Origin of the sequence: Chania multitudinisentens RB-25 (assembly GCF_000520015.2) — a bacterium.
Lineage (GTDB): Bacteria > Pseudomonadota > Gammaproteobacteria > Enterobacterales > Enterobacteriaceae > Chania > Chania multitudinisentens.
On sequence record NZ_CP007044.2, the window covers coordinates 2,654,006 to 2,678,283 of the forward strand.

At 53.1% G+C, this 24,278-nt stretch carries 19 protein-coding genes, 6 tRNA genes and 1 other RNA gene; 14 read left to right on the plus strand and 12 right to left on the minus strand.

Going from position 1 to position 24,278, the window contains the following annotated elements; translation table 11 throughout:
• The first annotated feature begins 6 nt into the window (after positions 1 to 6).
• Entirely contained in the window at positions 7 to 213 is a 207-nt protein-coding gene (locus Z042_RS11595; protein WP_024913383.1) for an MbtH family protein, read from the plus strand.
• A 40-nt stretch (positions 214 to 253) separates the two neighbouring features.
• Positions 254 to 4,201, plus strand: coding sequence for an enterobactin synthase subunit F (locus Z042_RS11600; RefSeq protein WP_024913384.1), 3,948 nt, complete (start codon positions 254 to 256; stop codon positions 4,199 to 4,201).
• A gap of 161 nt (positions 4,202 to 4,362) precedes the next feature.
• Here Z042_RS11600 and Z042_RS11605 read toward each other — a convergent pair whose 3' ends face one another.
• From Z042_RS11605 to fepD, 3 genes are read right to left on the minus strand one after another with little or no spacing between them, the layout of a single operon-like run.
• Positions 4,363 to 5,163 (minus strand): ATP-binding cassette domain-containing protein, encoded by an 801-nt coding sequence (locus tag Z042_RS11605; RefSeq protein ID WP_024913385.1) that lies wholly within the window; start codon positions 5,161 to 5,163, stop codon positions 4,363 to 4,365.
• Positions 5,160 to 6,185 (minus strand): iron-enterobactin ABC transporter permease, encoded by a 1,026-nt coding sequence (gene fepG, locus Z042_RS11610; protein ID WP_024913386.1) that lies wholly within the window; start codon positions 6,183 to 6,185, stop codon positions 5,160 to 5,162. Before fepG ends, Z042_RS11605 begins: the two co-directional genes overlap by 4 nt.
• 1 nt (position 6,186) lies before the next feature.
• Complete coding sequence (gene fepD / locus Z042_RS11615; protein WP_024913387.1) at positions 6,187 to 7,260, minus strand: Fe(3+)-siderophore ABC transporter permease; 1,074 nt, start codon at positions 7,258 to 7,260, stop codon at positions 6,187 to 6,189.
• Positions 7,261 to 7,497: 237 nt separating this feature from the next.
• Between fepD and entS the strand changes: the two genes are divergently transcribed.
• On the plus strand, positions 7,498 to 8,766 hold the full coding sequence (entS, locus tag Z042_RS11620) for an enterobactin transporter EntS (protein WP_024913388.1): 1,269 nt from the start codon (positions 7,498 to 7,500) through the stop codon (positions 8,764 to 8,766).
• Here entS and fepB read toward each other — a convergent pair.
• Positions 8,753 to 9,715, minus strand: coding sequence for a Fe2+-enterobactin ABC transporter substrate-binding protein (fepB, locus tag Z042_RS11625; RefSeq protein ID WP_024913389.1), 963 nt, complete (start codon positions 9,713 to 9,715; stop codon positions 8,753 to 8,755). The genes entS and fepB overlap by 14 nt on opposite strands.
• Positions 9,716 to 9,912: 197 nt before the next feature.
• Here fepB and Z042_RS11630 point away from each other — a divergent pair, with 197 nt between their 5' ends.
• The 4 genes from Z042_RS11630 to dhbA are packed head-to-tail and all read left to right on the plus strand — an operon-like array spanning position 9,913 to position 14,374.
• The gene (locus Z042_RS11630) at positions 9,913 to 11,121 is read left to right on the plus strand and encodes an isochorismate synthase (protein WP_024913390.1); all 1,209 of its coding nucleotides are present in this window, start codon (positions 9,913 to 9,915) and stop codon (positions 11,119 to 11,121) included.
• An 8-nt stretch (positions 11,122 to 11,129) separates the two neighbouring features.
• Positions 11,130 to 12,758 carry a (2,3-dihydroxybenzoyl)adenylate synthase gene (locus tag Z042_RS11635; protein ID WP_024913391.1) on the plus strand — a complete coding sequence of 543 codons (1,629 nt, stop codon included), beginning with the start codon at positions 11,130 to 11,132 and terminating at the stop codon, positions 12,756 to 12,758.
• A 3-nt stretch (positions 12,759 to 12,761) separates the two neighbouring features.
• Positions 12,762 to 13,616, plus strand: a complete 855-nt coding sequence (locus Z042_RS11640; RefSeq protein WP_024913392.1) for an isochorismatase — start codon at positions 12,762 to 12,764, stop codon at positions 13,614 to 13,616.
• On the plus strand, positions 13,616 to 14,374 hold the full coding sequence (gene dhbA / locus Z042_RS11645) for a 2,3-dihydro-2,3-dihydroxybenzoate dehydrogenase (RefSeq protein ID WP_024913393.1): 759 nt from the start codon (positions 13,616 to 13,618) through the stop codon (positions 14,372 to 14,374). Before Z042_RS11640 ends, dhbA begins: the two co-directional genes overlap by 1 nt.
• Before the next feature lie 187 nt (positions 14,375 to 14,561).
• On the opposite strand, the gene Z042_RS11650 is transcribed toward dhbA, so the two are convergent.
• Positions 14,562 to 15,185 carry a TetR/AcrR family transcriptional regulator gene (locus Z042_RS11650; protein WP_024913394.1) on the minus strand — a complete coding sequence of 208 codons (624 nt, stop codon included), beginning with the start codon at positions 15,183 to 15,185 and terminating at the stop codon, positions 14,562 to 14,564.
• Positions 15,186 to 15,319: 134 nt separating this feature from the next.
• Between Z042_RS11650 and Z042_RS11655 the strand changes: the two genes are divergently transcribed.
• Together Z042_RS11655 and Z042_RS11660 are read left to right on the plus strand one after the other, a co-directional pair.
• On the plus strand, positions 15,320 to 16,063 hold the full coding sequence (locus Z042_RS11655) for an SDR family NAD(P)-dependent oxidoreductase (protein ID WP_417903537.1): 744 nt from the start codon (positions 15,320 to 15,322) through the stop codon (positions 16,061 to 16,063).
• A 306-nt stretch (positions 16,064 to 16,369) separates the two neighbouring features.
• Complete coding sequence (locus Z042_RS11660; RefSeq protein ID WP_024913396.1) at positions 16,370 to 17,290, plus strand: glycosyltransferase family 32 protein; 921 nt, start codon at positions 16,370 to 16,372, stop codon at positions 17,288 to 17,290.
• A gap of 119 nt (positions 17,291 to 17,409) precedes the next feature.
• Here Z042_RS11660 and Z042_RS11665 read toward each other — a convergent pair whose 3' ends face one another.
• Complete coding sequence (locus Z042_RS11665) at positions 17,410 to 17,802, minus strand: nuclear transport factor 2 family protein (protein ID WP_024913397.1); 393 nt, start codon at positions 17,800 to 17,802, stop codon at positions 17,410 to 17,412.
• A 98-nt stretch (positions 17,803 to 17,900) separates the two neighbouring features.
• Here Z042_RS11665 and Z042_RS11670 point away from each other — a divergent pair, with 98 nt between their 5' ends.
• Positions 17,901 to 18,623 (plus strand): helix-turn-helix transcriptional regulator, encoded by a 723-nt coding sequence (locus Z042_RS11670; RefSeq protein ID WP_037406913.1) that lies wholly within the window; start codon positions 17,901 to 17,903, stop codon positions 18,621 to 18,623.
• A 36-nt stretch (positions 18,624 to 18,659) separates the two neighbouring features.
• Here the strand turns inward: Z042_RS11670 and Z042_RS25025 are convergent.
• From Z042_RS25025 to Z042_RS11690, 5 genes are all read right to left on the minus strand, one after another.
• A non-coding RNA gene (locus Z042_RS25025) (RtT sRNA) lies at positions 18,660 to 18,774 on the minus strand.
• Between the two features lie 71 nt (positions 18,775 to 18,845).
• Positions 18,846 to 18,921 (minus strand) — tRNA-Lys (locus Z042_RS11675).
• Between the two features lie 7 nt (positions 18,922 to 18,928).
• Positions 18,929 to 19,004: transfer RNA gene (locus Z042_RS11680), tRNA-Val, on the minus strand.
• Positions 19,005 to 19,036: 32 nt separating this feature from the next.
• Positions 19,037 to 19,112, minus strand: a tRNA-Val gene (locus tag Z042_RS11685).
• 24 nt (positions 19,113 to 19,136) lie between these two features.
• Positions 19,137 to 19,212 (minus strand) — tRNA-Val (locus Z042_RS11690).
• A 283-nt stretch (positions 19,213 to 19,495) separates the two neighbouring features.
• On the opposite strand from Z042_RS11690, the gene gltX reads away from it, so the two are divergent.
• From gltX to Z042_RS11705, 3 genes are all read left to right on the plus strand, one after another.
• Positions 19,496 to 20,911, plus strand: coding sequence for a glutamate--tRNA ligase (gene gltX / locus Z042_RS11695; RefSeq protein ID WP_024913399.1), 1,416 nt, complete (start codon positions 19,496 to 19,498; stop codon positions 20,909 to 20,911).
• A 231-nt stretch (positions 20,912 to 21,142) separates the two neighbouring features.
• Positions 21,143 to 21,218, plus strand: a tRNA-Ala gene (locus Z042_RS11700).
• 58 nt (positions 21,219 to 21,276) lie between these two features.
• Positions 21,277 to 21,352 (plus strand) — tRNA-Ala (locus Z042_RS11705).
• A 99-nt stretch (positions 21,353 to 21,451) separates the two neighbouring features.
• Here the strand turns inward: Z042_RS11705 and Z042_RS11710 are convergent.
• Entirely contained in the window at positions 21,452 to 22,639 is a 1,188-nt protein-coding gene (locus Z042_RS11710) for a NupC/NupG family nucleoside CNT transporter (RefSeq protein ID WP_024913400.1), read from the minus strand.
• Between the two features lie 352 nt (positions 22,640 to 22,991).
• Between Z042_RS11710 and Z042_RS11715 the strand changes: the two genes are divergently transcribed.
• Positions 22,992 to 24,227, plus strand: coding sequence for an Nramp family divalent metal transporter (locus Z042_RS11715; protein WP_024913401.1), 1,236 nt, complete (start codon positions 22,992 to 22,994; stop codon positions 24,225 to 24,227).
• Positions 24,228 to 24,278 lie beyond the last annotated feature (51 nt).

Below are 24,278 nucleotides of genomic sequence, written 5' to 3' on the forward strand. Positions count from 1 at the left end.
CTTGTAATGGAAACTCTGAACCCGTTCGATGATGAAAACCAACCTTGCTACATCCTGCGCAATGCTGAATACCAATACAGCCTGTGGCCAGATTTCAGCGCGATCCCTGCGGGTTGGGCCAGCGTTTTTGGCCCGGCCCCCCGTGGGCAATGCATTACCTGGCTGGAACAACATTGGCAGGATATACGGCCCACATCACAGCGTAGGGCGTGATAGTGCCGTGCAGTAACGATCGACAACAGGAGTGAATACTGTGTCAGAAACCTCTATTTTACCCACCGAACAGCAGGTGATTGTTGAACTGCCGTTGGTGGCCGCGCAGCCTGGGATCTGGGTTGCCGACCAAATTTCACCCTACGGCAATGCCTATGCGGTGGCGCACTATATCGAATTGAATGGCCCGCTGGATAAAGATTGCCTGTTGCAGGCGATTGCCCAGGGATTGAGCGAGGTGGATACTCTGCGGCTGCGCTTTGCCGAACGTGATGGGGTGCCAGTGCAATGGTACGACGGCACGATGCCGATCACACCTGCCGAATGGCTTGATTTGAGCGATGCTGCGGACCCCGAGGCGGCAGCTACTGCCTTGATGCAGATCGATCTGGCCGCTGAACTGCGGGTGAGCAGCGGCAAACCGCTGTATCGCCATATTCTGCTGCGTCTATCCGATCAACGCTGGTTCTGGTATCAGCGCTACCACCATCTGGTGGTTGATGGTTTCAGCTTTACCGCTATTGCCCGCCGCATTGCCAATATTTATACCCGCCTGTGCCAGCAGCAACCGCCAGAGCCGACGCCTTTCACCCCATTCAGCGATGTCGTGGCGGAATATCAGCAGTATCAACAATCGCCGGGCTACCAGCGCGACGCTGATTTCTGGCTCAACAAGGCGCGGCAACTGCCCGTGCCAGCGACCCTTTGCCCACAGCCTTTGGCCGGGCAGGCACCTTCTACCCGTATTCACCGTCTGGCACAAATCTGCGCTGCGCAGGATTTTGCCCCGCTGGTCAAGATTGCCCAGCAGCATCAGCTCAACGCGGCGGATATGGCGATGGCCCTGGTTGCGCTCTGGGTGGCACGCCTGAGCGGGCAGCCCAGTTTTAGCGCCGGGTTTATTTTTATGCGCCGTATGGGATCGGCGGCACTCTGCGCAACCGGGCCAGTGATCAACGTATTACCGATGGCAATACAGGTGGCACCCGAAGCAACGCTGGCAGAGATCGCTTCCCAGATTGGCCGTGAATTGAAAATTGCCCGCCGCCATCAACGTTATGATGCTGAACAGGTACAGCGCGATTTGGGGCGGATTGGTGATGCGCAACCGCTGTATGGCACGGTTTTCAACTTCAAAATGTTCGATTACCAACTTAATTTTAACGGTATTGAAGGTATCACCCACGATCTGGCCTCTGGGCCGGTGCGTGACCTGGAAATTGCGCTGTTTATCGATGCAGCCGGTACGTTAAAGATTGAACTGTTGGCGAATGCTGAGCGCTATCAGTATCAGGAACTGGCAGAACACCTGCAACGCTTGCCTCTGCTGCTGAGCCAGTTTACCGCACAGCCTGATTTGCCGGTCAGCATGGCTGATCTATTGACGGAACAGGATCATGCCCTGCTGGCGCGGGTGAACGATACCCAGCACCCGGTTGCAGCGCAGACGCTCAGTGGCCTCTTGGCGGAACAGGCACGCAAAACGCCAGATGCCCCGGCGCTGGCCGACGGGCAATACCGGTTCAGTTACCAGGAAACTCGCGCCCAGGTGGCCGCTTTGGCGCAACGGCTGGTGGTGCAGGGGGTGCAACCCGGCGATATTGTGGCGGTGGCGTTGCCGCGTTCGGTGTTCCTGTCTCTGGCGCTGATGGCGATTGTCGAAGCCGGAGCCGCTTATCTGCCGCTGGATACCGGGTATCCCGATGAACGCCTCAGCATGATGCTGGAAGACGCTGCACCGCGCCTGATTATTACCGACGCCTCTCAGCAGCCGCGCTTTGCCGGGCAGGGAGAGGTGCTGCTGTATGATGCTCCTTTGGCAACGGATGGGGTTGCCTCTGTCAATATCGCGGGGCCAACGCCGCATCACGCGGCCTATATTATTTTTACCTCGGGCTCCACCGGGCGGCCAAAAGGCGTGCTGGTCGGGCATCAGGCGATCGTCAACCGGCTGTTGTGGATGCAGCATCAATATCCGCTGGCGGCAGACGATGTGGTACTGCAAAAAACCCCGTGCAGCTTTGACGTCTCGGTATGGGAATTCTTCTGGCCGCTGATGGTGGGGGCGCAGTTGGTGATGGCTCCTCCTGAGGCGCACCGCGATCCGCAGCAGTTGCTGGCGTTGATCGAGCATCACCAGGTAACGACGCTGCACTTTGTGCCTTCCATGCTGGCGGCCTTTGTCGGCGCGTTAGACAGCGACAGTGCGATTGCCCATTGCCAACCGCTGCGGCAGGTATTCTGTAGCGGCGAAGCTTTACCCGCGGAATTATGCCGCCTGTGGCAGAGCCGCACGGCAGTGCCGCTGCATAATCTTTATGGGCCGACGGAGGCGGCGGTAGATGTTACCTGGCACCCGGCCTGGGGGGCAGCGTTGGCCGCCGTCAACGCTGCTAATGTGCCGATCGGCCTGCCGGTGTGGAATACCGGATTGCGCATTCTGGATGCGCGCCTGCGGGCGGTGCCACCGGGGGTGGCGGGCGATCTCTATCTTACCGGGGTGCAGCTTGCTTATGGCTATCTGGGCAGGCCGGATCTGACCGCCAGCCGCTTTGTGGCCGATCCGCAGGGTAACGGTGGGCGCATGTATCGCACCGGAGATGTGGCCCGCTGGTTAGCCGACGGCAGCGTGGAATATCTGGGGCGCAGCGACGACCAACTGAAAATCCGCGGCCAGCGCATTGAGCTGAGTGAAATCGATCATGCTCTGTTGTCATTGCCAGGGGTGAACCAAGCGGTAACGCATGCGCTGGTGCTGGAAAATACCGTTGCTGATGCCATGGGCGGTGATGCCCGGCAGTTGGTGGGCTACCTGGTGGCACAGCCTGAGGTGACGTTGGATCTTGCGGGCCTGCGCACCGCGCTGGCTGAACGTTTACCGCCGCATATGGTGCCGGTGGCGTTGGTGGAGCTGGCTGCATTGCCGCTGAGCGCTAACGGCAAGCTTGATCGTAAAGCGTTACCGCAGCCGCAAACGGTGGCCAGAAAAGCCGGGCGTGCAGCGGAACCGGGGCTGGAAAGCGCGATCGCGGCAGTATTTTCGCGCCTGTTGCAGCACGAACCGGTGTTTGCCGATGATGATTTCTTCGCCTTAGGAGGCCATTCATTACTGGCGATGCGGCTGGCCGCCGAGCTACGGCGTGACTTAGGCAAAGCGGTGTCGGTGGGGCAGGTGATGGTGGCCTCAAAAGTGGAACAGTTGGCCGAGTTGCTGGCGGAAGATCGCACTCAGGAAGAGGCCGATCGATGCGGCTTTGAGAGCCTGTTACCGCTGCGCGTTACGGATGGCCCGACGTTGTTCTGCCTGCATCCGGCCTCTGGCTTCTCCTGGCAGTTCAGCGTTCTGCCGCGCTATATCGATCAACACTGGTCGCTGGTAGGGATTCAATCTCCGCGGCCAGATGGCCCGCTGGCATTGGGTGAGGATATGGATCAGGTGTGCGATGCGCATCTGGCAACGGTGTTACAGGTACAACCGCACGGCCCGTACCATTTTATTGGTTATTCACTGGGCGGCACCTTGGCGCAGGGCATTGCCGCCCGCTTGCAGGCACGCGGTGAAGAAGTGGCATTCCTCGGGTTACTGGATACTTATCCGCCGGAAACCCAGAATTGGGATGTGATGCTGGACGACAACGTCCTTAAGGAAGTACAGCGTGAGCGTGAGCAATTCCTGGCGGTGTCGGAAGAAGCGCTTGATCCGGCGCTAGGAGCAACGCGGGTAGCGATGTTTGATCATATCGAAGCCAACTATGCAGATTCTGTGCGGCTGTTGTCACATACGCATACCGCGCGTTTCCACGGGCAGGCGACGCTGTTTGTGGCGAAACGGACGCTGCAAGCCGGTATGGATGTGCAGAAAACCTGGGCAGAATATGTTGATGGGCTACAGGTGCATGAACTGGATTGCGCGCATGTGGATATTGTCTCTCCGGCGTCCTTCAAGGTGTTAGGGCCGTTGCTGAACCGTGTGCTACGGGCCTTATAAGGCATATACCCGTCATACTTCAAGTTGCTTGTTGGCTGCATTATTCGGCCCATCGGGGCCGCTGAAAACAGCGTTCAAATCTGTTCCCGGCAGATTTGCGCCTACAGGCAACCCGAATTATTTGGGGTATAAATAGGCCCTCGCATGCGGGGGCCAATAAATTATTTCCCCAGCGGCACCACCAATGGCGTATGCGAAACCGGATCGTCAATGATCATACACTTCAATCCATACACCTGTTCGATCAACGCCGGAGTGACGATCTGTTTCGGCGCACCTTCAGCAACGACCTTACCGTCACGCATGGCGATCAGATGGCTGGCATAGCGGCACGCATGGTTGAGATCGTGCAGCACCACCACCAGGGTATAGCCGTTGATCCGATTCAACTGGCGCAGCAGCTCCAGCAGATCGATTTGATGGGTGATATCCAGCCAGGTGGTCGGTTCATCCAGCAGCAGCAGTGGGGTTTGCTGTGCCAGCACCATGGCAATCCATACCCGCTGGCGCTGCCCACCGGACAGCGTATCCACCGCTTGTTCAGCCAACTGCGCCACGCCAGTGGCATGCATAGCCTGTTCTACGGCTTGCTGATCTTCCTCTCGCCAGCGGCTGAACAGGCGTTGGTGCGGGTAGCGGCCACGGGCAACCAGATCAAAAACCGTAATATCGCCCGGCGCGATAGAGCTTTGCGGCAGTAAGCCAAGCTGGCGAGCAACTTCTTTGGTGGCGTAATCGCGGATCTGCTTGCCGTTGAGCCAGACCGAGCCTGCCTGCGGCTGCATTAATCGGCTCAGTGTGCGTAAGAGTGTTGATTTACCGCAGGCATTCGGGCCGATAATTACCGTCAGTTCACCCTGCGGAATAGACACGGAAAGATCGCGTGCGACGATCTTTTTGTCGTAACTCAGCGTCAGGTTTTCAGCGCGCAGCGGCGCAGGTAACAGGTTTTCAGCATTCATTGTTTTCGCGACTCGCGGATTAATAACCAGAGCAGATAAATGCCCCCCAGGCTGACGGTCAGTATGCCAACCGGCAACTGATAAGGCGTAAACAGGCGCTGTGCAACCACATCGGCGGCCAGCAGCAGCAGTGCGCCGGTCAGGGCCGTCAGCAGCAGCACGTTTTGGTTGGCACACAGGCGGCGGGCAATCTGCGGTGCCACCAGGGCAATAAAGGAGATCGGGCCAGCAACGGCGGTGGCAGCGGCGGTGAGCAGCACTCCGGCCAATAACAGCAGCAGGCGTGAACGCTCAATGGGCACCCCCAGCGCACAGGCGGTGTCATCGCCCATTTCCAGCAGCCGCATGCGCCGTGCCAATGCGGACAACAGCAGGATGGATAGCACAATCACCAGTATGGCTGGCAGGCTTTTCGCCCAGGTAATGCCGTTAAGGGAACCGGCATTCCACAAACCGGCGGTAATGACGGATTCCAGCGAAGCACTGACGATCATCCAGGTGTTAATGGCGAACAGTAGAGCACGAACGGCAATACCGACAATGATCAGGCGGAAAGTTTCAACGCCGTTGCGCCAGGCCAGCAGGTAAACACATCCGGCAGTCACTAAGCTACCCATCAGCGCGCCAGAGGTAATACCGATAACGCTGTTGTTAAACAGGACAATAGCTACCAGCACGCCGCTGTAAGCACCGGTATTGAAACCGATCACATCCGGGCTGCCGAGCGGGTTACGCAGCAATGACTGGAAAATAGCACCGCTGATGCCGAGCGCCGCCCCCAGCAGCAAGGCCATGGCGACCCGCGGCAAGCGCCATTGGGTCACAATGGTGACCAGGTTAGCTGGGCCTTCACCCTGTAGGGCATCAATCACTTGCTCGGCACTGAGGGAGAGCGTGCCGGAACCGAGGGCGTAAACCGCCAGCAGCAAACAGATGAACAGCAGAGCCAAGGCGGTCAGCGCTGAACGTGCCAGCCGCCAGGGTTTCTTACCGAGCGGCAAATGGGAGGCCAGTAAACTCATCTTATCCCCCCCGCCGGAACATGCGGCGCTGGCGTACCAGGATAATCAGCACTGGTGCGCCGATCAGCGAAAGCACGATAGAAACCTGTAGTTCACCCGGCACCAGAAAGCGGCCAATCAGGTCAGCACTCAATAGCAAAATGGGAGTTAAGACCAGCGTCCAGGGCAGCATCCAGTTCAGTTCAGAACCTGACAGCCGCCGGGCGATATGGGGCATCATCAACCCCACAAAGGCAATCGGGCCGACGGCGGCGGTGGCGCCCCCGCACAGCAACGTAATGGCCAGCAGGCCGAGCAACTGGGTGCGGATCAGATGGGTGCCGAGCGCTGCGGCTAATTCATTGCCCATGCTCAGGCTGTTGAGTGCCTTGGTCAGCCAGAGCGTGATGAATGTGCCCAGCAGGATCGGCAGCGCGACGGTACGCACCACCGCCATGTTTTGAATATCGAGAGAGCCTGCCTGCCAGAAACGCAGTTGATCAAATACCAGCGGGTTGAGCAGGGCGATCCCGGACGTCATACCTTCCAATACGGCGGCCAACGCCACGCCCGCCAGCGTTAGGCGAACCGGGCTGAGCTGGCTGCCGCCCAGTGCACCCACCAGGGCCACCAGCAGTGAAGCAAACAGTGCGCCAGCAAAGGCAAACCACAGATAATGGCTGACATCGGTGGCGCCAAACAGGGTGATCCCCAAAACCACCGCGAAACCAGCACCGGAATTAACGCCCAGAATTCCAGGGTCGGCCAGCGGGTTGCGGGTGAGGGTCTGCATCAGAGCACCGGCCAACCCAAGGGCAACGCCGGCCAATATACCGGCCAAGGTACGGGGAAGCCGGGCTTCGGTAATGATGACGCAGTCAGCTCCGGTACATTGCCCGTTAAAAGCCTCTAATAAGGTGGCGAAGGGGATGGATTTAGCGCCTAGAGACAGGCTGAGTATCACGACCAGCAACAAGACTGCAACGGCAAACAGCAACCCAAGCAGGCGTTGCCAGAAAGAGAGGGATAATCCCAGTAAAAGACGTTCCCGATGTGTGGGTAAAGTGGCAGAACCATTGCGCGTAAGCCGAAACATAACAGCCTATTATCAATTGAATATTAATGATATTTATTATCATTATTGATTGAGATCATTTATGGTAGCATAGCAGCCTGAACAGCACTATACCCGGCATACTTCAAGTTGCATATGCGTTGATTTCGTTCAGTTATTTGGCTCCCTCTTTCTGCAACTTGAACTAGTTAGGCTATAGCTCCGTTAGGTAACGAACAGATATGCAAGGGAAAGGATAGACGTTGTGGTGATAACAAGATGAATAAGCCCTCGATTTTGCTCGATTTTAGCCTGCTGAAAACCAATGCTGCTTTCCGTGCCGTATTCTGCGCCCGTTTTATTTCGATTGTGGCTCTGGGCCTGATGGCAATTGCGATACCGGTACAAATCCAGGCACTGACCGGTTCGACCTTGTTGGTTGGGCTGGCGGTTACGCTGGCAGGCAGTGGAATGTTTGCAGGTTTGCTGATGGGCGGTGTTCTGGCCGATCGTTATGAACGCCGTCGCCTGATCCTGTTTGCTCGTTCCACCTGCGGCGTTGGTTTTCTCGGCCTGTGCCTGAATGCTGCGCTGCCCGCGCCTTCCTTGACCGCGATCTATCTGCTGGCGGTGTGGGATGGTTTCTTTGGTGCGGTGGGCGTGACGGCTTTGCTGGCCGCCACCCCGACTCTGGTCGGGCGCGAAAATATCGTGCAGGCCGGGGCTATCAGTATGTTGACCGTGCGTTTTGGCTCGATCCTTTCCCCGGCTATCGGTGGCTTTGTGATCGCCAGCGCAGGTGTGGCGTGGAATTATGGCTTGGCGGCATTCGGTACGATGCTGACACTGATTCCGTTATTACGCTTGCCACAGTTACAGCCACCGCCGCAGCCGCGTGAGCATCCGGTGCGCGCCTTGATCGGCGGTTTTACCTTTCTGCTGCAAAACAAAGTTATTGGCATGGTGGCATTGATTGGTGCGTTGATGACCATGGCCAGCGCAGTGCGGGTGTTGTATCCGGCGATTTCTGGCATGTGGAACGTGAGCACCGAGCATTTGGGCTTTATGTATGCGGCCGTGCCGCTAGGGGCGGCGCTTGGCGCATTCACCAGCGGGCGAATGGCGCAGGTGGCACGGCCAGGCTGGGTGATGCTGCTGACGGCGATTGCGGCGTTTGCTGCCATCGGCCTGTTCGGTGTTATGCCCTGGTATGGCATGGCCCTGCTGTGCCTGGTGGCGTTTGGCTATCTCAGCGCGCTGAATTCGCTGTTGCAATACGGGTTGATTCAGAACCTGACGCCGGATGCGTTTCTTGGCCGGATTAACGGGTTATGGACTGCGCAAAACATGGTGGGTGACGCGCTTGGGGCATTGCTGCTGGGGGCGATGGGGGCATTTATGCTACCGGCAACGGGGTCAACCAGCTTTGGCTTTGGAGCCGCAGTGCTGGCTGTCGTGTTGGCGTTTGCCATGCGCGGCCTACGCCTGGTGGGCAGTGGCGGGCAGAGCAATGTGCTGCAACCCGCCGCGGAAGCTAGCGAGAAATAAACAACTGCTCAAGACGCGCCAGCAGGTTGTTGGCGCTGTAATAATCCAGGCGGAAGGTATCATTGCCCAATGCATAGACCCGCTTGTTTTGCACCGCAGGCAGATGAGCCAGGAAACGGTTGTTCATCAGCCGCTGAACGTCGCTTTCATCATTGGCAAATAACAGCAGAGTTTGGCCATTCAGACCTTGTGCCAGACTTTCTCCACTCAGTTGAATAATGTCTTTGCGCGTCCCTTGGCTGGTGCTGACATTGAGATGCGCTGGCAATGGCGCCAGAGTAAAACCGAGTTGTTGCAGCAGTTGCCCCTGTGAGGAATCTGCGGTCCACAGGTTGGCATTCTTGCCATCGCTGCGGAATACCAGGGCTGATATCGGTTGCGGAGGTAACGTCATCTGCTGTTTCAGCGTTTTTTCCCGCACCGCAAACTCATTGACGATCTGCTCCGCCTGCGCTTCATGCCCGGTGGCTTGGCCGAGAATATGCGCTAATTCCTGCCAGCTTTTGTCGTCGTAGTTCACTACCAATACCGGTGCGATGGTCGATAACTGATCGTATAAACGCAATGCAGAATCGGCACCGGTAGCAGACATTACGATCAGGTCGGGGGCTTCACCGGCGATGGCCTCAGCATTGGGTTCACCAATGTAAAGCTGTTTCACACCACGCTGGGCAGCAATATTTCCCCATTGATGGAAAAACCCTTGTTTATCTGATAGCCGGTTATTCGGGCTGGTGGCTCCACTGGCGATCACCGGGGCATCAATGGCTAAAAGTGTACCGGTAACGGTGACGCTGGTAGAGACAATGCGCTCCGGGGGCTGGTTGAGGGTAATCACACCGTGAGAAGTTTCAAGACTGCGTGGCCATTCTGCGCTGGTTGCCGTTTGAACGGTACCCATCATCAGCACGCCAAACAACGCCAGGCCAAGCCGTAAGGTATGTGTCATTTTAGATATTCTCTTGTTTAAATAGTAGTAATTATCATTCTAATGGTTAAGACGGTTAAGCTTATACCTTGGCGCAACGACAAAGAAGTGTTTACGTTTATTGACATGGCAAATTCTGAAAGGTACTTTACCGCAAAGAAATACAAATGATAATTATTATTATCTTTGTTAGTGTTAACAATGTAGAGGAAGTACCAATGGTCTTAGCAGTTAAGGATACCGAACCAAAGGATCTGCTGAATGAGGACTGTGTGTTACCAACCACCACAATTTCCCCCACGTCGGGTTTCTTTTTTACTTCTCCTTTCCGTAGCCTGAGCACACAAGGGTGCTTTACTAAGCTCACGTTACCTGCTGCTGATGGCGATAATCTGCAAGGTGAGTTCCAACAGGCGGTACGGCAAGCATTTACACAAGCCCGCTTGGCGGGGGTGCCACACCCGGTGTTGTGCGGGGCAATTCCTTTTGATACCCGCCAACCGTCTGCGTTATTTATTCCTGAACAAACCCAATGGTTTGAACGGGGAAGCTTTATGGCGAGTGTAGAACCAACGGCAGATATGCTGCCGGAAATCACCCGGCAAACCGAGCTGCCACAGCAGGCGCAGTTTATGCAGATGGTAGCAGATGCCGTGGCGATCACCGGTAACAAACAACTGGAAAAAGTGGTGCTTGCCCGTTTGTTGGAGATTGAAACCAGTAAACGGATCGATCGTCACGCGTTGATGATGCAGATCATTACCCAAAATCCCCATGGCTTCCATTTCCATGTTCCGCTTGAAGAAGGGGCATTGGTGGGGGCTAGCCCCGAGTTGTTGCTGCGTAAATACGGCCATCAGTTTCATTCCAACCCGTTGGCAGGATCGATACAGCGTGAAAGCGATCCTCAGCGGGATCATGCAGCCAGTGAACAATTGCTGACATCGGCTAAAGATCGTTATGAACACCAGATTGTGACCGAAGGTATGCGCCAGGTACTGAGTAACCGCTGCCGTTACCTGAATATTCCAGCGTCTCCTGAGCTGTTGAGTACCACCACCTTGTGGCACCTTTCGACGCCGATCGACGGTGAAGTGGCTGAATGTGCAGAGAATGCGCTGTCACTGGCCTGCTTGCTGCATCCAACACCGGCCTTATGCGGCACACCAACGCTTGCAGCGCGCGAGTTGATCGAGCAGTTGGAACCTTTCGATCGGGAGCTGTTTGGTGGCATCGTCGGTTGGTGCGACGCAGAAGGTAATGGTGAATGGGTGGTCACTATCCGCTGTGGCACCGTGCAGGCCAATCAGGTACGCCTGTTCGCTGGTGCCGGCATTGTGCAAGATTCTTCTCCACAGTCTGAATGGCATGAAACGGGTACCAAATTGAGCACCATTCTGCGTGCCTTTGGTCTTAATCAAGGATAAAGAACCCCATGAGTATCGCTTTTACCCCCTGGCCTGAAGATTTTGCGCGCCGTTACCGCGAGCGTGGCTATTGGATCGATCAACCGCTGACCGAGATCTTATCCCGCCAGGCAGACAATGACGCTATCGCTCTGATTGATGCACAGCGCAGCCTGAGCTACCGCGAGTTGCAACAGCTTTCCGATAATCTGGCGGCAGCCCTGTTACGCCGTGGATTACAGGCGGGCGATACTGCTTTGGTGCAGCTTGGTAACGTGGTTGAGTTCTATGTGGTGTTTTTTGCCCTGCTGAAAATCGGTGTGGTGCCGGTGAATGCCTTGTTCAGCCATCAACGCAGTGAGCTGAACGCTTACGCCAGCCAGATTCAGCCCGTGCTGCTGATTGCCGATCGTGAGCATAGCCTGTTCATGCAGGATGATTTCCTGACGATCTTCAGAGAACAGCATCCTTCATTACGCGTGGTGGGGCTGCGTAATCAGCCTGATGGCGAGCACGCATTAGCCGCTTGGCTGGCAGAGGGCAGCAGTGGCTTTACTCCGGCTCCAACGGCTGCCGATCGGGTGGCCTTCTTCCAGCTTTCCGGCGGTAGCACTGGCACCCCGAAACTGATCCCTCGTACTCATAACGACTATTACTACAGCATCCGCCGCAGCGTGGAGATTTGCCGTTTCGACAACGCAACCCGCTACCTGTGTGCCCTACCGGTGGCGCACAACTACCCGATGAGTTCGCCGGGAGTGTTGGGCGTGCTGTATGGCGCTGGGCTGGTGGTGTTTGCTGCCGATCCGGCGGCAGCGCAGTGTTTTAAGCTTATTGAACAGTATCAGATCACGGTGACTGCGCTGGTGCCGCCCGCCGTCACCCTGTGGTTACAGGCGATTGAAGAGTGGGGGAGCCATCATCAATTAGCCAGCCTGCAACTGTTGCAGGTGGGGGGAGCCAAGCTGGGGGAAACCCTGGCGGCGCGTATTCGTACCGAGATCGGCTGCCAGTTGCAGCAGGTGTTTGGCATGGCCGAAGGCTTAGTGAACTACACCCTGCTGGATGATGATGATTGGCATATTCTCACCACTCAAGGCACGCCAATGAGCCCGGACGATGAATTGTGGGTGGCCGATGAGCAGGGTAACCCTCTGCCAGCGGGGGAAACCGGCCGCCTGATGACGCGTGGCCCTTATACCTTCCGTGGCTATTATCAGAGCCCTGCGCATAACGCGGAAGCTTTTGACGAGAACGGTTTCTATTGCTCTGGCGATTTAATCAGTTTAACCACTGACGGCTACGTCCAGGTTCAAGGGCGGCAGAAAGATCAGATCAACCGTGGTGGCGAAAAGATTGCTGCCGAAGAAATTGAGAACCTGCTGTTGCGCCACCCGGAAGTGATCAACGCGGCCCTGGTTTCGATGCCGGATACCCTGATGGGGGAGAAAAGCTGTGCCTTTATTGTCGCGCATAATGCGGTGAAACCGGTGGTATTACGCCGCCATCTGCGTGAGCAGGGGGTAGCAGAATTCAAATTGCCCGATCGCTTTATTCAGGTCGAATTATTGCCATTAACCCCCGTCGGCAAGGTGGATAAAAAACATTTGCGCCAACGCCTGGAGGCGCAGCAATTGACTCAGGTTCAGGGAGAATAAGCCATGGCTATTCCAAAACTTAACGATTATGCGCTGCCAACGCTGAGCGAATTACCAGCCAACAAGGTGAACTGGGCCTTTGAGCCGCAGCGCGCTGCTCTGCTGATCCACGATATGCAGCAGTATTTCCTCAATTTCTGGGGAGAAGACAGCCCGTTAATCAAGCAGGTGATCGAGAATATCGCCAAGTTGCGCCGTTACTGCAAAGAGCAGGGTATCCCGGTGTTTTATACCGCGCAGCCAAACCAGCAAAGTGATGCCGATCGGGCGCTGTTAAATGATATGTGGGGGCCGGGCCTGAACAAGCACCCGGAACAGCAGGCGGTAGTCCGTGCGCTGGCCCCAGATGCTGATGATACGGTGCTGGTGAAATGGCGTTACAGTGCCTTCCATCGTTCGCCATTGCAGGAAATCTTGCAGGAAAGCGGGCGCGATCAACTGATTATCTGTGGTGTTTACGCGCATATCGGTTGCATGACGACCGCCATTGACGCTTTTATGCGCGATATCAAGCCGTTTATGGTGGCCGATGGCTTGGCAGATTTCTCACAGGATGAGCACCTGATGGCGTTGCGCTATACCGCTGGGCGCTGTGGCCGGGTAGTGATGACTGCCGATCTGTTGCCGGGCATGGCCAGCATTGAGGCTTTGCGCCAGCAGATTATTCCGCTGCTTGATGAAGACAGTGAAGACATCGGCAATGATGAAAACCTGATTGATTATGGTCTGGATTCGGTACGAATCATGGAGCTGGCGACCCGTTGGCGCAAAATTCGGGAAGATATTGATTTTATCGCACTGGCAAAATCACCGACCATCGATAGCTGGTGGGCGTTGTTATCAGGAGGGAAATCCTGATGAATAATGGGCACGATTTTGCCGGTCAGCGGGTTTGGGTGACCGGCGCCGGGGCGGGGATTGGTTATCAAACCGCATTGGCATTTGTGCAGGCTGGTGCTGAAGTGATCGGCTTCGATTTGCATTTTGGTGAACAGCATTATCCTTTCCATACTGAAGTGCTGGATATTGCCGATGGCGCAGCTGTGGATAGCGTTTGCCAGCGTTTGCTGGTGGAACAGCCGGAATTGGACGTGCTGGTGAATGGTGCTGGGATTTTGCGCATGGGGCTGGCCGATGAAACCAGCAGCGCCGATTGGCTGGCCTGCATGGCGGTGAATGCAGGGGGGGCGTTCAACATGTTCCGCCATACGTTGCCGATCTTCCGCCACCAGCGGCGTGGAGCGATCGTTAGCGTGGCATCAAATGCGGCTCATGTGCCGCGTGTTGGCATGGCGGCCTATTGTGCTTCTAAAGCGGCCTTGCGCAGCCTGTGCCAGACGGTAGGGCTGGAAATGGCTCCTTACGGTGTGCGTTGCAACCTGGTTTCCCCTGGCTCGACCAATACGCCGATGCAGCGCGGCATGTGGCAGGACGAAAGCGGCGAGCGCAAGACGATCAATGGCTTCCCTGAGCAGTTTAAGCTGGGGATTCCGCTGGGCAAAATCGCTCAACCGCAAGAAATTGCCGATGCGATCCTGTTTCTGGCTTCGGAACGTGCCAGCCATATTACGATGCAGGACATTGTGATTGACGGTGGAGCAACGCTGGCGGCTTGATGTTGATGGGGTTGGATGTCGCATTGCAGGGGGCACAGTATGGTGCCCCTTTTGTTTGGTAAGGCCAATACCGACGACCATCCTGAAATCCATTGGGTATAGATTTTGCCTGAAGCTCACGGGGGGCTTTTTTGCCTCCTACAGGTAATTTGCTTGCGTTTGCATACGGCTAAAAAATGAGCTTCTTTCAATTTTTGGTGGGTGAGTGGGATAGGCATAATGTATCCCATGATGCCATTGCGCTGCTGGCAATGCGTAGGAGAGTTTGCCGTGATGTGCCATCTCGCGCCTGTATTGACATACCCTGTTGGACAGTAATGAAATAGGTAGCAATAGCTCGCCAATCCTGGCCACTCAACAGTTCACCTTCTATGGCCCCTTTTTTCAGCCGTAATATCAACATATCAAGGCTCTCTGCCCGATATTGCTTTAATTCTTTGTAGACGACTTCGTTTTCTCTATCGGCCAACAGAGCACCCAGTACAACCAGGCATCCTCTGGGCCTTCCGGGCTGAGTAAAATCTTCCGCACTGATTCGCAGCATAGTTTCGACTGCTGCCCGAGCGGTGGGGGCTGCCATGGCGGTACTCCATACTCGCCCGCCTTCGGTTATTCGATAAAGTGCAACCGATTCTCTGAACAGGTTTTCTTTTGAGTTGAAGGCCGCGTAGATGCTGGGGGAACTCAGCCCCATTGCCGTTATCAAATCCGTCATGGATGTACCTTCATACCCATGTTGCCAAAATGTCAGCATCGCCTGCTGCAAGACGTGGCTTTTATCAAAATTGCGTGGGCGGCCTCTTTTTGCCATGTCTATTTCCCTTTTCTTCAATATATTACTATTTATATATTGATCGATACATAAATATTGTAGCGCCTGAGCTTTTAGAGCATATTACATAGTGATCGATACATAAATGTAAATCAGCAGGCTAAGGTAGGCTAATTATGGATAAGTTAAACAATAAAGTTGCGTTGGTTACGGGTGGTAGTCGCGGGATGGGAGCGGCAATTGCCAAACGATTGGCGCAGGAAGGGGCTAATGTTGCTTTAACCTATGTCAATAGTCAGGAAAAAGCTGATAATGTCATCAGGGAAATTGAGCGCTTAGGCAGGCGAGGCATGGCGATTGCGGCGGATAATAGAGATCCTGTCGCAGTGAGATTGGCGGTAGAACATGCCATCGCTGAGCTCGGTCCAATAGATATTCTTGTGAACAATGCTGGCATATTTGAGGTTCAGCCATTAGAAACCATCACTCTTGATGACTTTCAGCGCAACATTGATATCAACGTGAAAGCCGTATTCATTGCTACGCAGGTAGTTGCCTCTCAAATGAAAGATGGGGGACGGATTATTACCATTGGCAGCAATTTGGCTGAACGGTTGCCAATGCAAGGATTGAGCCTTTATGCATTGAGTAAATCAGCACTTATTGGTTTTACCAAAGCAATTGCCCGCGATCTCGGAGCACGCGGAATTACGGCGAATATCATACATCCTGGCCCAACGGACACGGATATGAACCCAGCGGATAGTGATTTTGCCGATATGCAACGGAGCAAGATGTCTATTCCATATTATGCTGAACCGCGTGATATTGCCGGTCTTGTGGCTTGGCTTGCCAGCGAAGAAGGGCGTTATGTGACGGGAACTGGCATTACCATTGATAGTGGTACTAACGTATAGTACCCAGCATGTAGAGATGATTGCGCATCAGTATCCAGGTGTTTCATCCGTGTTGCGCAGATGCGGCAGCGTTGCCTGCATATAGAGTCAGTTCCAGAGCTTCGTCACGCTGCTGAGCAGCCCGAGTACGCCCAGCAGATCTTCCTGCCCTTTTCAGTAAATAAAATCTATTAAGATATTAGGTAACTCACATTAATGGGCTAAAGAGACTTCTAACTTGTTGTTTTGTAATTTGTCATAGTATGTAATACATCATTATATTTGTTATCAACCAGGCGGCAGTATACTGGAGTATATTGGCTGAAAATGAAGAAAATACCCCGTAAAATTCACCAGATTTATACTGCGGGTTGGGATGCTTTGCCAGATGAAATCAAGGCGCTGGCCCATGAACTTCAGCAGAAAAACCCCGCTTGGGCATACCGTTTTTACGACGACCAAGCCATCACAAACTATATCGGGCAACATTTTGGCCCCGATACGCTGGCACTGTATCAGCGCATTAACCCTGAATATGGCGCGGCTCGGGCAGATTTGTTCCGCTACCTGGTTATGTATAATGAGGGTGGGGTTTATCTGGACATCAAGAGTTCCTGTGACCGGCCTCTTGATGACATCATACCTGAAGATTGCGAGCTGATACTGTGCCACTGGGATAACGGACCTCAGGGGCTGGATATCAAAAAAGGGTTACATCCTGAGTTGTCTGCCTTGCAAAAAGGGGAATACCAGCAGTGGAATATTATTGCTGGGGTACGATCTCCGTACTTGAAAGCCGTTATTGATGATGTCACTGAAAGAATTCGTAATTACCGACCATGGACTGCGGGAATTGGTATGAAAGGCGTCCTGCGAACCACTGGCCCTATCGCCTATACGCTTGCCATTGGAAAAATTCCTGCCGGTAACGAAATCTGTTATGTGGAAAACCACCGGGATATCGGCCTGATTTACTGCGGCGTAGGCAGCACGGTGCTTAAACGAGTCAAAAAAAGCGCCTATGCCCGGTTGAAAACGCCGATAGTGACGCTGGATAAAAAGGACTATGCGAAATACCAACTGTGGCTGTTCTTCATCCATCCCGTGCTGAGATTATATAAAAATATTATTAATGAAGCGTGTATCGCCATGCACAAAGTTCGCCAGATGCTACCCAGCAGGAAAGCAAATCGTGCAGATAAAACCGTTGTTACGGAGGGCTCCGCACCGCAGAATTCTTCCCGTTGATGGGCAACGGAACGAGAACGGGTTCTGTTCAAAGGCCGGTATTTTCATGCTCTGAGCGGTATGCTGGTACTACCAATACGGTATTAGCGATTGTGAATGATTGCAGATTGAAGAAAAAATTAACTTCTGCTGCCCAGATCTCGATCGTTAGGTGCCCCACTAATCATTCGTGTGAGTTCTTCGCAGCAGATAATTCTGCCAGATGCCAAGGTAAAGCGAGCAAAAACCTCAAACTCGCTCCGTTCGCCCTGATTTTTTTCCACGTTGACATAGTGATGTGTGAACACGGTGTCATTCTCAGCCACGATAGACTTGATTGAAACGCTCATATGCTTTGTATGTGATTTGAGAGCGGCTATATGCTGAATAAATCCACTGTAATCCAGCTGTTTACCATCAACCACCTGTTGGTAACTTGGATCAAAAAAAACGGCAATTTTATTCTCATCATGCTCTGGATTACTGACAAGCGTCTGTAATGCATCAATGACTGTCTGCTTAATGTTTTGCATTTGTTTCTCCTACCTGAATGAAGTAGGAAGTCTACGCTAAGTGCTGATTGGTGTATTATCGGTATCAGGACAAAATATACGGTCAATCGGCCATTCAGATGAAAACAAAAATATTTGAATATGAAGGCCTGCATGCAACGGTCTGGCATCAGCATGAATCTGGTCAGTTATACTGGCTCAGTCACGGCATCATCGTTATTGAAACTGAACTGGCGCAGTGGGCTGTCACGCCGGGTTCCGTAGGGTGGTTTCCGGCGCACCTGCTCCACAGAGCTTGGGCTCCCGGGAGCGTAAAAGGTCACTGCCTGTATCTTGAGCCATCATCCAGTGTCCCTTTTCCACCCAAGGCGGGGATTTATGGGGCAGATGCCTTTGTCCTCGTACTTTTGGAACGAATATGCCGGAGCGGGCATTTATCATCCTCAATGGATTACCTGGACACTCTTCTGAAAGTATTAGGCTATGAAATCGCTCAACTTACTGAATTACCGCTTCAGTTAACTTTGCCAGAAGATCGTCGGGCTCGAAACGTTGCCAATGAGTTACTGAAAAACCCAGGATGTGTGCTGAATCAAACCCAACTTGCCCAACAGTGGGGGCTGAGTGTTCGAAACCTGAGCCGTTTGTTTACTCAACAAACCGGCCTTAGTTTTAGCCAATGGCGCCAACAGGCAAAAGTGGTTTCTTCGCTTCAGTGGGTTCTTGCGGGATTGCCAGTAAGCGAAGTGGCATCTTTGAGCGGTTACAGCAACGTTAGTGCTTATATAGAGATATTCCGGCAACGCTTTGGGAAAACGCCAGGCCAATTTAAAGCGCATTAGCGTGTTTACGTGGCTTTTTACTTCAACCCCTATAATTGGTGGGTCGTGCAGGATTGACTCGTCGCCCTACGGGCAACGCTGCGCGTTGTCGTCTCGCTTCGCTCGGCTCGAACTTGAACGCAGGTTCTCACCCGCACGACATCGTGCGTTATATAAGATTAGCGTTTGAGATTAGGTAGGTGACCTATGCGAAAAAAGCGCCCTGAGGCGCTTTTTCTATATTGGTGGGTCGTGCAGGATTCGAACCTGCGACCAATTGATTAAAAGTCAACTGCTCTACCGACTGAGCTAACGACCCGCAGAAATGGTGGGTGATGACGGGCTCGAACCGCCGACCCCCTCCGTGTAAAGGAGATGCTCTACCAACTGAGCTAATCACCCCATTCTGGGTTACTGCTAAACAAGAAAATGAGTGGTGGGTGATGACGGGCTCGAACCGCCGACCCCCTCCGTGTAAAGGAGATGCTCTACCAACTGAGCTAATCACCCTCATTATTTCTCATTTCAACAAGATGGTGGGCGATGACGGGCTCGAACCGCCGACCCCCTCCGTGTAAAGGAGATGCTCTACCAACTGAGCTAATCGCCCCGTCTTGTTGGAGTCGCATTATAGGGATAGTTGAAAGTGAGTCAACGGTTTTTAAAACGTTTTTATTCGTTCGCCGCAAAATTAGGCAGGATAAGAGACTTATCAGCATTAGCGCTGATTCCTTGCGCATTTATGTGCAAAACAGCCGAACATAGGCTGCCCGGCAAGATCGTGTCAGCGTTGAGGAATTAGCATGGAGTGGTAGAATAAGCGCCACTTTTTAAATCCTGAGCAATTGTCGGCACTTTGCTGAAACATGTTGCGTAATAAGGCAGTGAACCCAATGAGAATTAAAACCCGTTTTGCCCCAAGCCCGACTGGCTATCTTCACGTCGGTGGTGCTCGTACTGCGCTGTATTCCTGGTTGTTCAGCCGCCACGCCGGTGGTGAATTTGTATTGCGTATTGAAGATACCGATCTCGAACGCTCAACCCAGGACGCTATCGATGCAATTATGGATGGCATGAATTGGTTAAATCTGGATTGGGATGAAGGCCCGTATTTTCAAACTAAGCGTTTCGATCGCTACAACGCGGTAATCGACGGCATGCTGGAACAGGGCACTGCCTATAAATGCTATTGCTCCAAAGAACGCCTGGAAGCGCTGCGTGAGAAGCAGATGGAAAACGGCGAAAAGCCACGCTATGACGGCCATTGTCGCGATAGCCAGTGCAGCCACGGTGCTGATGAACCGCATGTGGTGCGTTTCCGTAATCCGCAGGAAGGCTCGGTCATTTTTGACGATAAAATCCGTGGGCCCATTGAGTTCAGCAATCAGGAGTTGGACGATCTGATCATTCGCCGCACCGATGGCGCACCAACCTATAACTTCTGCGTGGTTGTTGATGATTGGGATATGGAAATTACCCATGTGATCCGTGGTGAAGACCATATCAACAATACGCCGCGCCAGATCAACATCCTGAAAGCGTTGGGCGCACCGGTGCCGGAATATGCTCACGTATCGATGATTCTGGGTGATGACGGTAAAAAACTGTCCAAACGCCATGGCGCGGTAGGCGTGATGCAGTACCGTGACGATGGTTACCTGCCGCAGGCGTTGTTGAATTACCTGGTGCGCTTGGGTTGGTCCCATGGCGATCAGGAAATTTTCTCGATTGACGAGATGAAAGCTCTTTTTACCGTGGAAGCGATCAACAAATCTGCCAGCGCATTCAACACGGAAAAGCTGCAATGGTTGAATCATCACTACATTAACCATATGCCAGCGGAAGAGGTTGCGGTGCATCTGGCATGGCATGTTGAACAGCAGGGGATTGAAACCCGTAATGGCCCGGAACTGAAAGATATCGTCAAACTGCTCGGCGAGCGTTGCAAAACCTTGAAAGAAATGGCCGAATCTTGCCACTATTTCTATCAGGATTTCAGTGAGTTCGATGCCGATGCGGCGAAAAAACACCTGCGCCCGGTCGCGCGTCAACCGCTGGAAGCTGTACGTGCCAAATTGGCGGCCATTGCTGATTGGACGCCAGAAAATGTGCATGACGCCATTCAGGGCACGGCGGATGAACTGGGTGTCGGCATGGGCAAAGTGGGGATGCCGCTGCGCGTTGCGGTCACTGGCGCTGGTCAATCGCCGGGGATGGATGTGACCGTACAGGCTATTGGTCAGGCTCGTTCCTTGGAGCGTATTGATCGGGCGTTGGGTTATATCGCTGAGCGTGAAGCTCAGGCCTGATTATTCCAAAGGTAATCCGAAAACACCAATAATCGATAAAGCCCGGTAATATGCTTTACAGGGCTTTTTTGTTGGTCCGATTTTTATTCGCGACGATGATTTTTTAGCATTAAACGCGCTGATTCGGCGGCTTTTTCAGCGCTTGATCGAGGAATTCAATTTAGCCGTTGACAGTGTTTCAGGGGTTTCATATTATGCGCCCCGTTCACAGGATTTTATGATTGTGGATTTGGGGCTATAGCTCAGCTGGGAGAGCGCTTGCATGGCATGCAAGAGGTCGACGGTTCGATCCCGTCTAGCTCCACCAACCTCTATCTCAGAAAGGTTGGCATACCGTAGCGCCGGTCAATGCGTACCCTATTCATGGGGCTATAGCTCAGCTGGGAGAGCGCTTGCATGGCATGCAAGAGGTCGACGGTTCGATCCCGTCTAGCTCCACCACAATATAAAAAGCCGACCGTTTGGTCGGCTTTTTGTTTATAGAAAATAAAACGCCCGATGAGGTTCAGCGGGCGTTTTCATGTTGAAAAGAGTAGGTTATCAACCCAATACCAGACCGGTGATGGCAGCCGACAGAATACTCACCAAAGTAGAACCGTATAGCAGCTTTAAACCAAAGCGTGATACCACGTTGCCCTGATGTTCGTTCAGCCCCTTGATTGCCCCGGCGATGATACCGATGGAGGAAAAGTTGGCGAAAGACACCAGGAATACGGACAGGACGCCCAGGCTGCGCGGTGACAGCTCCGCTGATATCTTCTGCACCTCCATCATGGCGACAAATTCGTTGGAAACCAGCTTGGTTGCCATGATGCTGCCCACTTGCAAGGCTTCGTGTGTCGGGATACCTAGGATCCAGGCAAACGGATAGAAGAAGTAACCGAGAATTTCTTGGAAGCTTAAACCAAAGATGATGCTGAACAGGCCGTTCAGTGCAGCAATCAAGGCGATAAAACCAATCAGCATCGCTGCAACAATAATCGCGACTTTGAAGCCAGCCAAAATGTATTCACCCAGCATTTCAAAGAAGCTTTGCCCTACGTGCTGGTTGCCCAGGTGCAGTTCTTCTTCATTATTCGCATCGTAAGGGTTAATCAGAGAAAGAACGACAAAGGTGCTGAACATATTCAGTACCAGGGCGGCTACGACATATTTTGCATCCAGCATGGTCATGTAGGCACCCACGATGGACATGGATACGGTAGACATCGCGGTAGCGGCCATGGTGTACATCCGTTTCTCGGACATCTTGCCCAGGATATCTTTATAGGCAATGAAGTTTTCTGATTGGCCGAGGATCAGCGAACTGACGGCGTTGAAAGACTCCAGCTTGCCCATTCCGTTCACTTTAGACAGTACGGTACCGATAATTCGGATAATAAACGGCAGAACTTTAATGTATTGCAGAATACCAATCAGCGCAGAGATGAACACGATTGGGCACAATACCTTCAGGAAAAAGAAGGCCAGGCCTTTGTCACCCATGCCGCCGAACACAAAGTCGGTTCCTTGGCCTGCAAATCCGAGCAGCTTGTCAAACAGTGCGGCGAACCCTTTTACAAAGCCCAAACCCGCTTCTGAATGCAGGAAGAAATAGGCCAGTAATATTTCAATAATCAATAACTGAATCACGTAGCGAATGCGGATACTTTTGCGATCGCGGCAGGCTAACAGTGCCAGGATCGTAACTACCACTAACGCTAACGCAAAGTGCGCAATAGAGGACATATTTGCTCCAAATTTGATACAGGCTGAACTTTGGTTGCCATTTTATGTAACGTTGTATTTAAAAACGAGATAACTACCACAAATATGGAAAGTGATAATCCAGTGAATTCTAGAATTATGCTCTGGATCATCAGAGGCAATACGCTGATAACGTTGCGTTTCTGCTGCATTTTCATACTGGACTCTATGACGCCGGGCAGGAATGCACGGCGATATTGTCTGCCGTTTGTTCGATAAAACCGTCGTAACCCTCTATCGCAGAGATAAGTATTATGCATTACAAACGCACTTGATAATCATTATCATTTTAGTAGGATAGAAGATAACATAAGATTAGTAAGGGTTTCACCGTATGTTGAATAGCCGCGTGGTTGACAATGCGTCCAGCCGCTTATCCAGAAAGATCAAACTTTCTTTGATGGGCCCCGCTTTTATTGCGGCTATTGGTTATATCGATCCTGGTAATTTTGCCACCAATATTCAAGCCGGTGCTTCATTCGGTTATACGCTGCTGTGGGTGGTGGTATGGGCCAATATCATGGCGATGCTGATCCAACTGCTGTCTGCCAAACTTGGTATCGCGACCGGTAAAAACCTTGCAGAACATATTCGCGATCGCTTTCCGCGCCCAGCCGTATGGGCTTATTGGGTGCAGGCAGAAATTATCGCCATGGCAACCGATTTGGCAGAATTTATCGGCGCGGCGATCGGCTTCAAACTGCTGTTGGGGGTGACGCTGCTAGAAGGTGCGATCCTTACCGGTATCGCTACGTTTCTCATCCTGATGCTGCAAAAACGCGGGCAAAAATCATTGGAATGGGTGATTGGTGGCTTGTTGGTGTTTGTGGCGGCGGCCTACATTGTTGAACTGGTGTTTTCACAACCGCAGTTGAGTGGCTTGCTGAAAGGAATGGTGTTCCCGGATTTGCCGAATGGTGACGCAGTGTTTCTGGCGGCCGGTGTGCTGGGGGCGACCATTATGCCGCATGTGATTTATCTGCACTCTTCGCTGACCCAAATTGCCGGTAAAGATTCCAAGGCTGAACGCTATGCGGCTACCAAGCTGGATGTGGCGATTGCCATGACCATTGCCGGGTTTGTCAATCTGGCCATGATGGCCACTGCCGCTGCGGCATTCCATTTTAACGGGCATAGCGGTATTACCGATCTCGATCAGGCCTATCTGACGTTACAGCCTTTGTTGGGTAATGCGGCGGCGACCCTCTTTGGGCTGAGTTTGGTGGTTGCCGGGTTATCTTCAACCGTGGTGGGCACTTTGGCTGGGCAGGTGGTGATGCAGGGCTTCGTGCATTTTTATATTCCTTTGTGGATACGCCGAGTCATTACCATGCTGCCATCATTCATCGTTATTATGTTGGGGATGGATGCCACACGCATTCTGGTGCTCAGCCAGGTGCTGTTGAGTTTTGGTATCGCCCTGGCGCTGGTTCCGTTGCTGATGTTTACCGGTAATCGGGAATTGATGGGGGATATGGTCAACAGCCGCACCGTGCAGAATACCGGTAAATTTATTGTGCTGGTGGTGGTGGGGTTAAACGGTTATTTGCTGATTAACAGCGTTATTTAAACTTGGCAGGATAAAGGCCAGAACATAAAGCGTGCTGGCCTTTGTAAGCGA

Excerpts from the sequence above, each read along its gene's own strand:
- Z042_RS11595 (WP_024913383.1), top strand. The coding sequence starts at position 7 with ATGGAAACTCTGAACCCGTTCGATGATGAAAACCAACCTTGCTACATC.
- Z042_RS11605 (WP_024913385.1), bottom strand. The coding sequence starts at position 5,163 with ATGAATGCTGAAAACCTGTTACCTGCGCCGCTGCGCGCTGAAAACCTG.
- fepG (WP_024913386.1), bottom strand. The coding sequence starts at position 6,185 with ATGAGTTTACTGGCCTCCCATTTGCCGCTCGGTAAGAAACCCTGGCGG.
- fepD (WP_024913387.1), bottom strand. The coding sequence starts at position 7,260 with ATGTTTCGGCTTACGCGCAATGGTTCTGCCACTTTACCCACACATCGG.
- entS (WP_024913388.1), top strand. The coding sequence starts at position 7,498 with ATGAATAAGCCCTCGATTTTGCTCGATTTTAGCCTGCTGAAAACCAAT.
- fepB (WP_024913389.1), bottom strand. The coding sequence starts at position 9,715 with ATGACACATACCTTACGGCTTGGCCTGGCGTTGTTTGGCGTGCTGATG.
- Z042_RS11630 (WP_024913390.1), top strand. The coding sequence starts at position 9,913 with ATGGTCTTAGCAGTTAAGGATACCGAACCAAAGGATCTGCTGAATGAG.
- Z042_RS11635 (WP_024913391.1), top strand. The coding sequence starts at position 11,130 with ATGAGTATCGCTTTTACCCCCTGGCCTGAAGATTTTGCGCGCCGTTAC.
- Z042_RS11640 (WP_024913392.1), top strand. The coding sequence starts at position 12,762 with ATGGCTATTCCAAAACTTAACGATTATGCGCTGCCAACGCTGAGCGAA.
- dhbA (WP_024913393.1), top strand. The coding sequence starts at position 13,616 with ATGAATAATGGGCACGATTTTGCCGGTCAGCGGGTTTGGGTGACCGGC.
- Z042_RS11650 (WP_024913394.1), bottom strand. The coding sequence starts at position 15,185 with ATGGCAAAAAGAGGCCGCCCACGCAATTTTGATAAAAGCCACGTCTTG.
- Z042_RS11660 (WP_024913396.1), top strand. The coding sequence starts at position 16,370 with ATGAAGAAAATACCCCGTAAAATTCACCAGATTTATACTGCGGGTTGG.
- Z042_RS11665 (WP_024913397.1), bottom strand. The coding sequence starts at position 17,802 with ATGCAAAACATTAAGCAGACAGTCATTGATGCATTACAGACGCTTGTC.
- Z042_RS11670 (WP_037406913.1), top strand. The coding sequence starts at position 17,901 with ATGAAAACAAAAATATTTGAATATGAAGGCCTGCATGCAACGGTCTGG.
- gltX (WP_024913399.1), top strand. The coding sequence starts at position 19,496 with ATGAGAATTAAAACCCGTTTTGCCCCAAGCCCGACTGGCTATCTTCAC.
- Z042_RS11710 (WP_024913400.1), bottom strand. The coding sequence starts at position 22,639 with ATGTCCTCTATTGCGCACTTTGCGTTAGCGTTAGTGGTAGTTACGATC.
- Z042_RS11715 (WP_024913401.1), top strand. The coding sequence starts at position 22,992 with ATGTTGAATAGCCGCGTGGTTGACAATGCGTCCAGCCGCTTATCCAGA.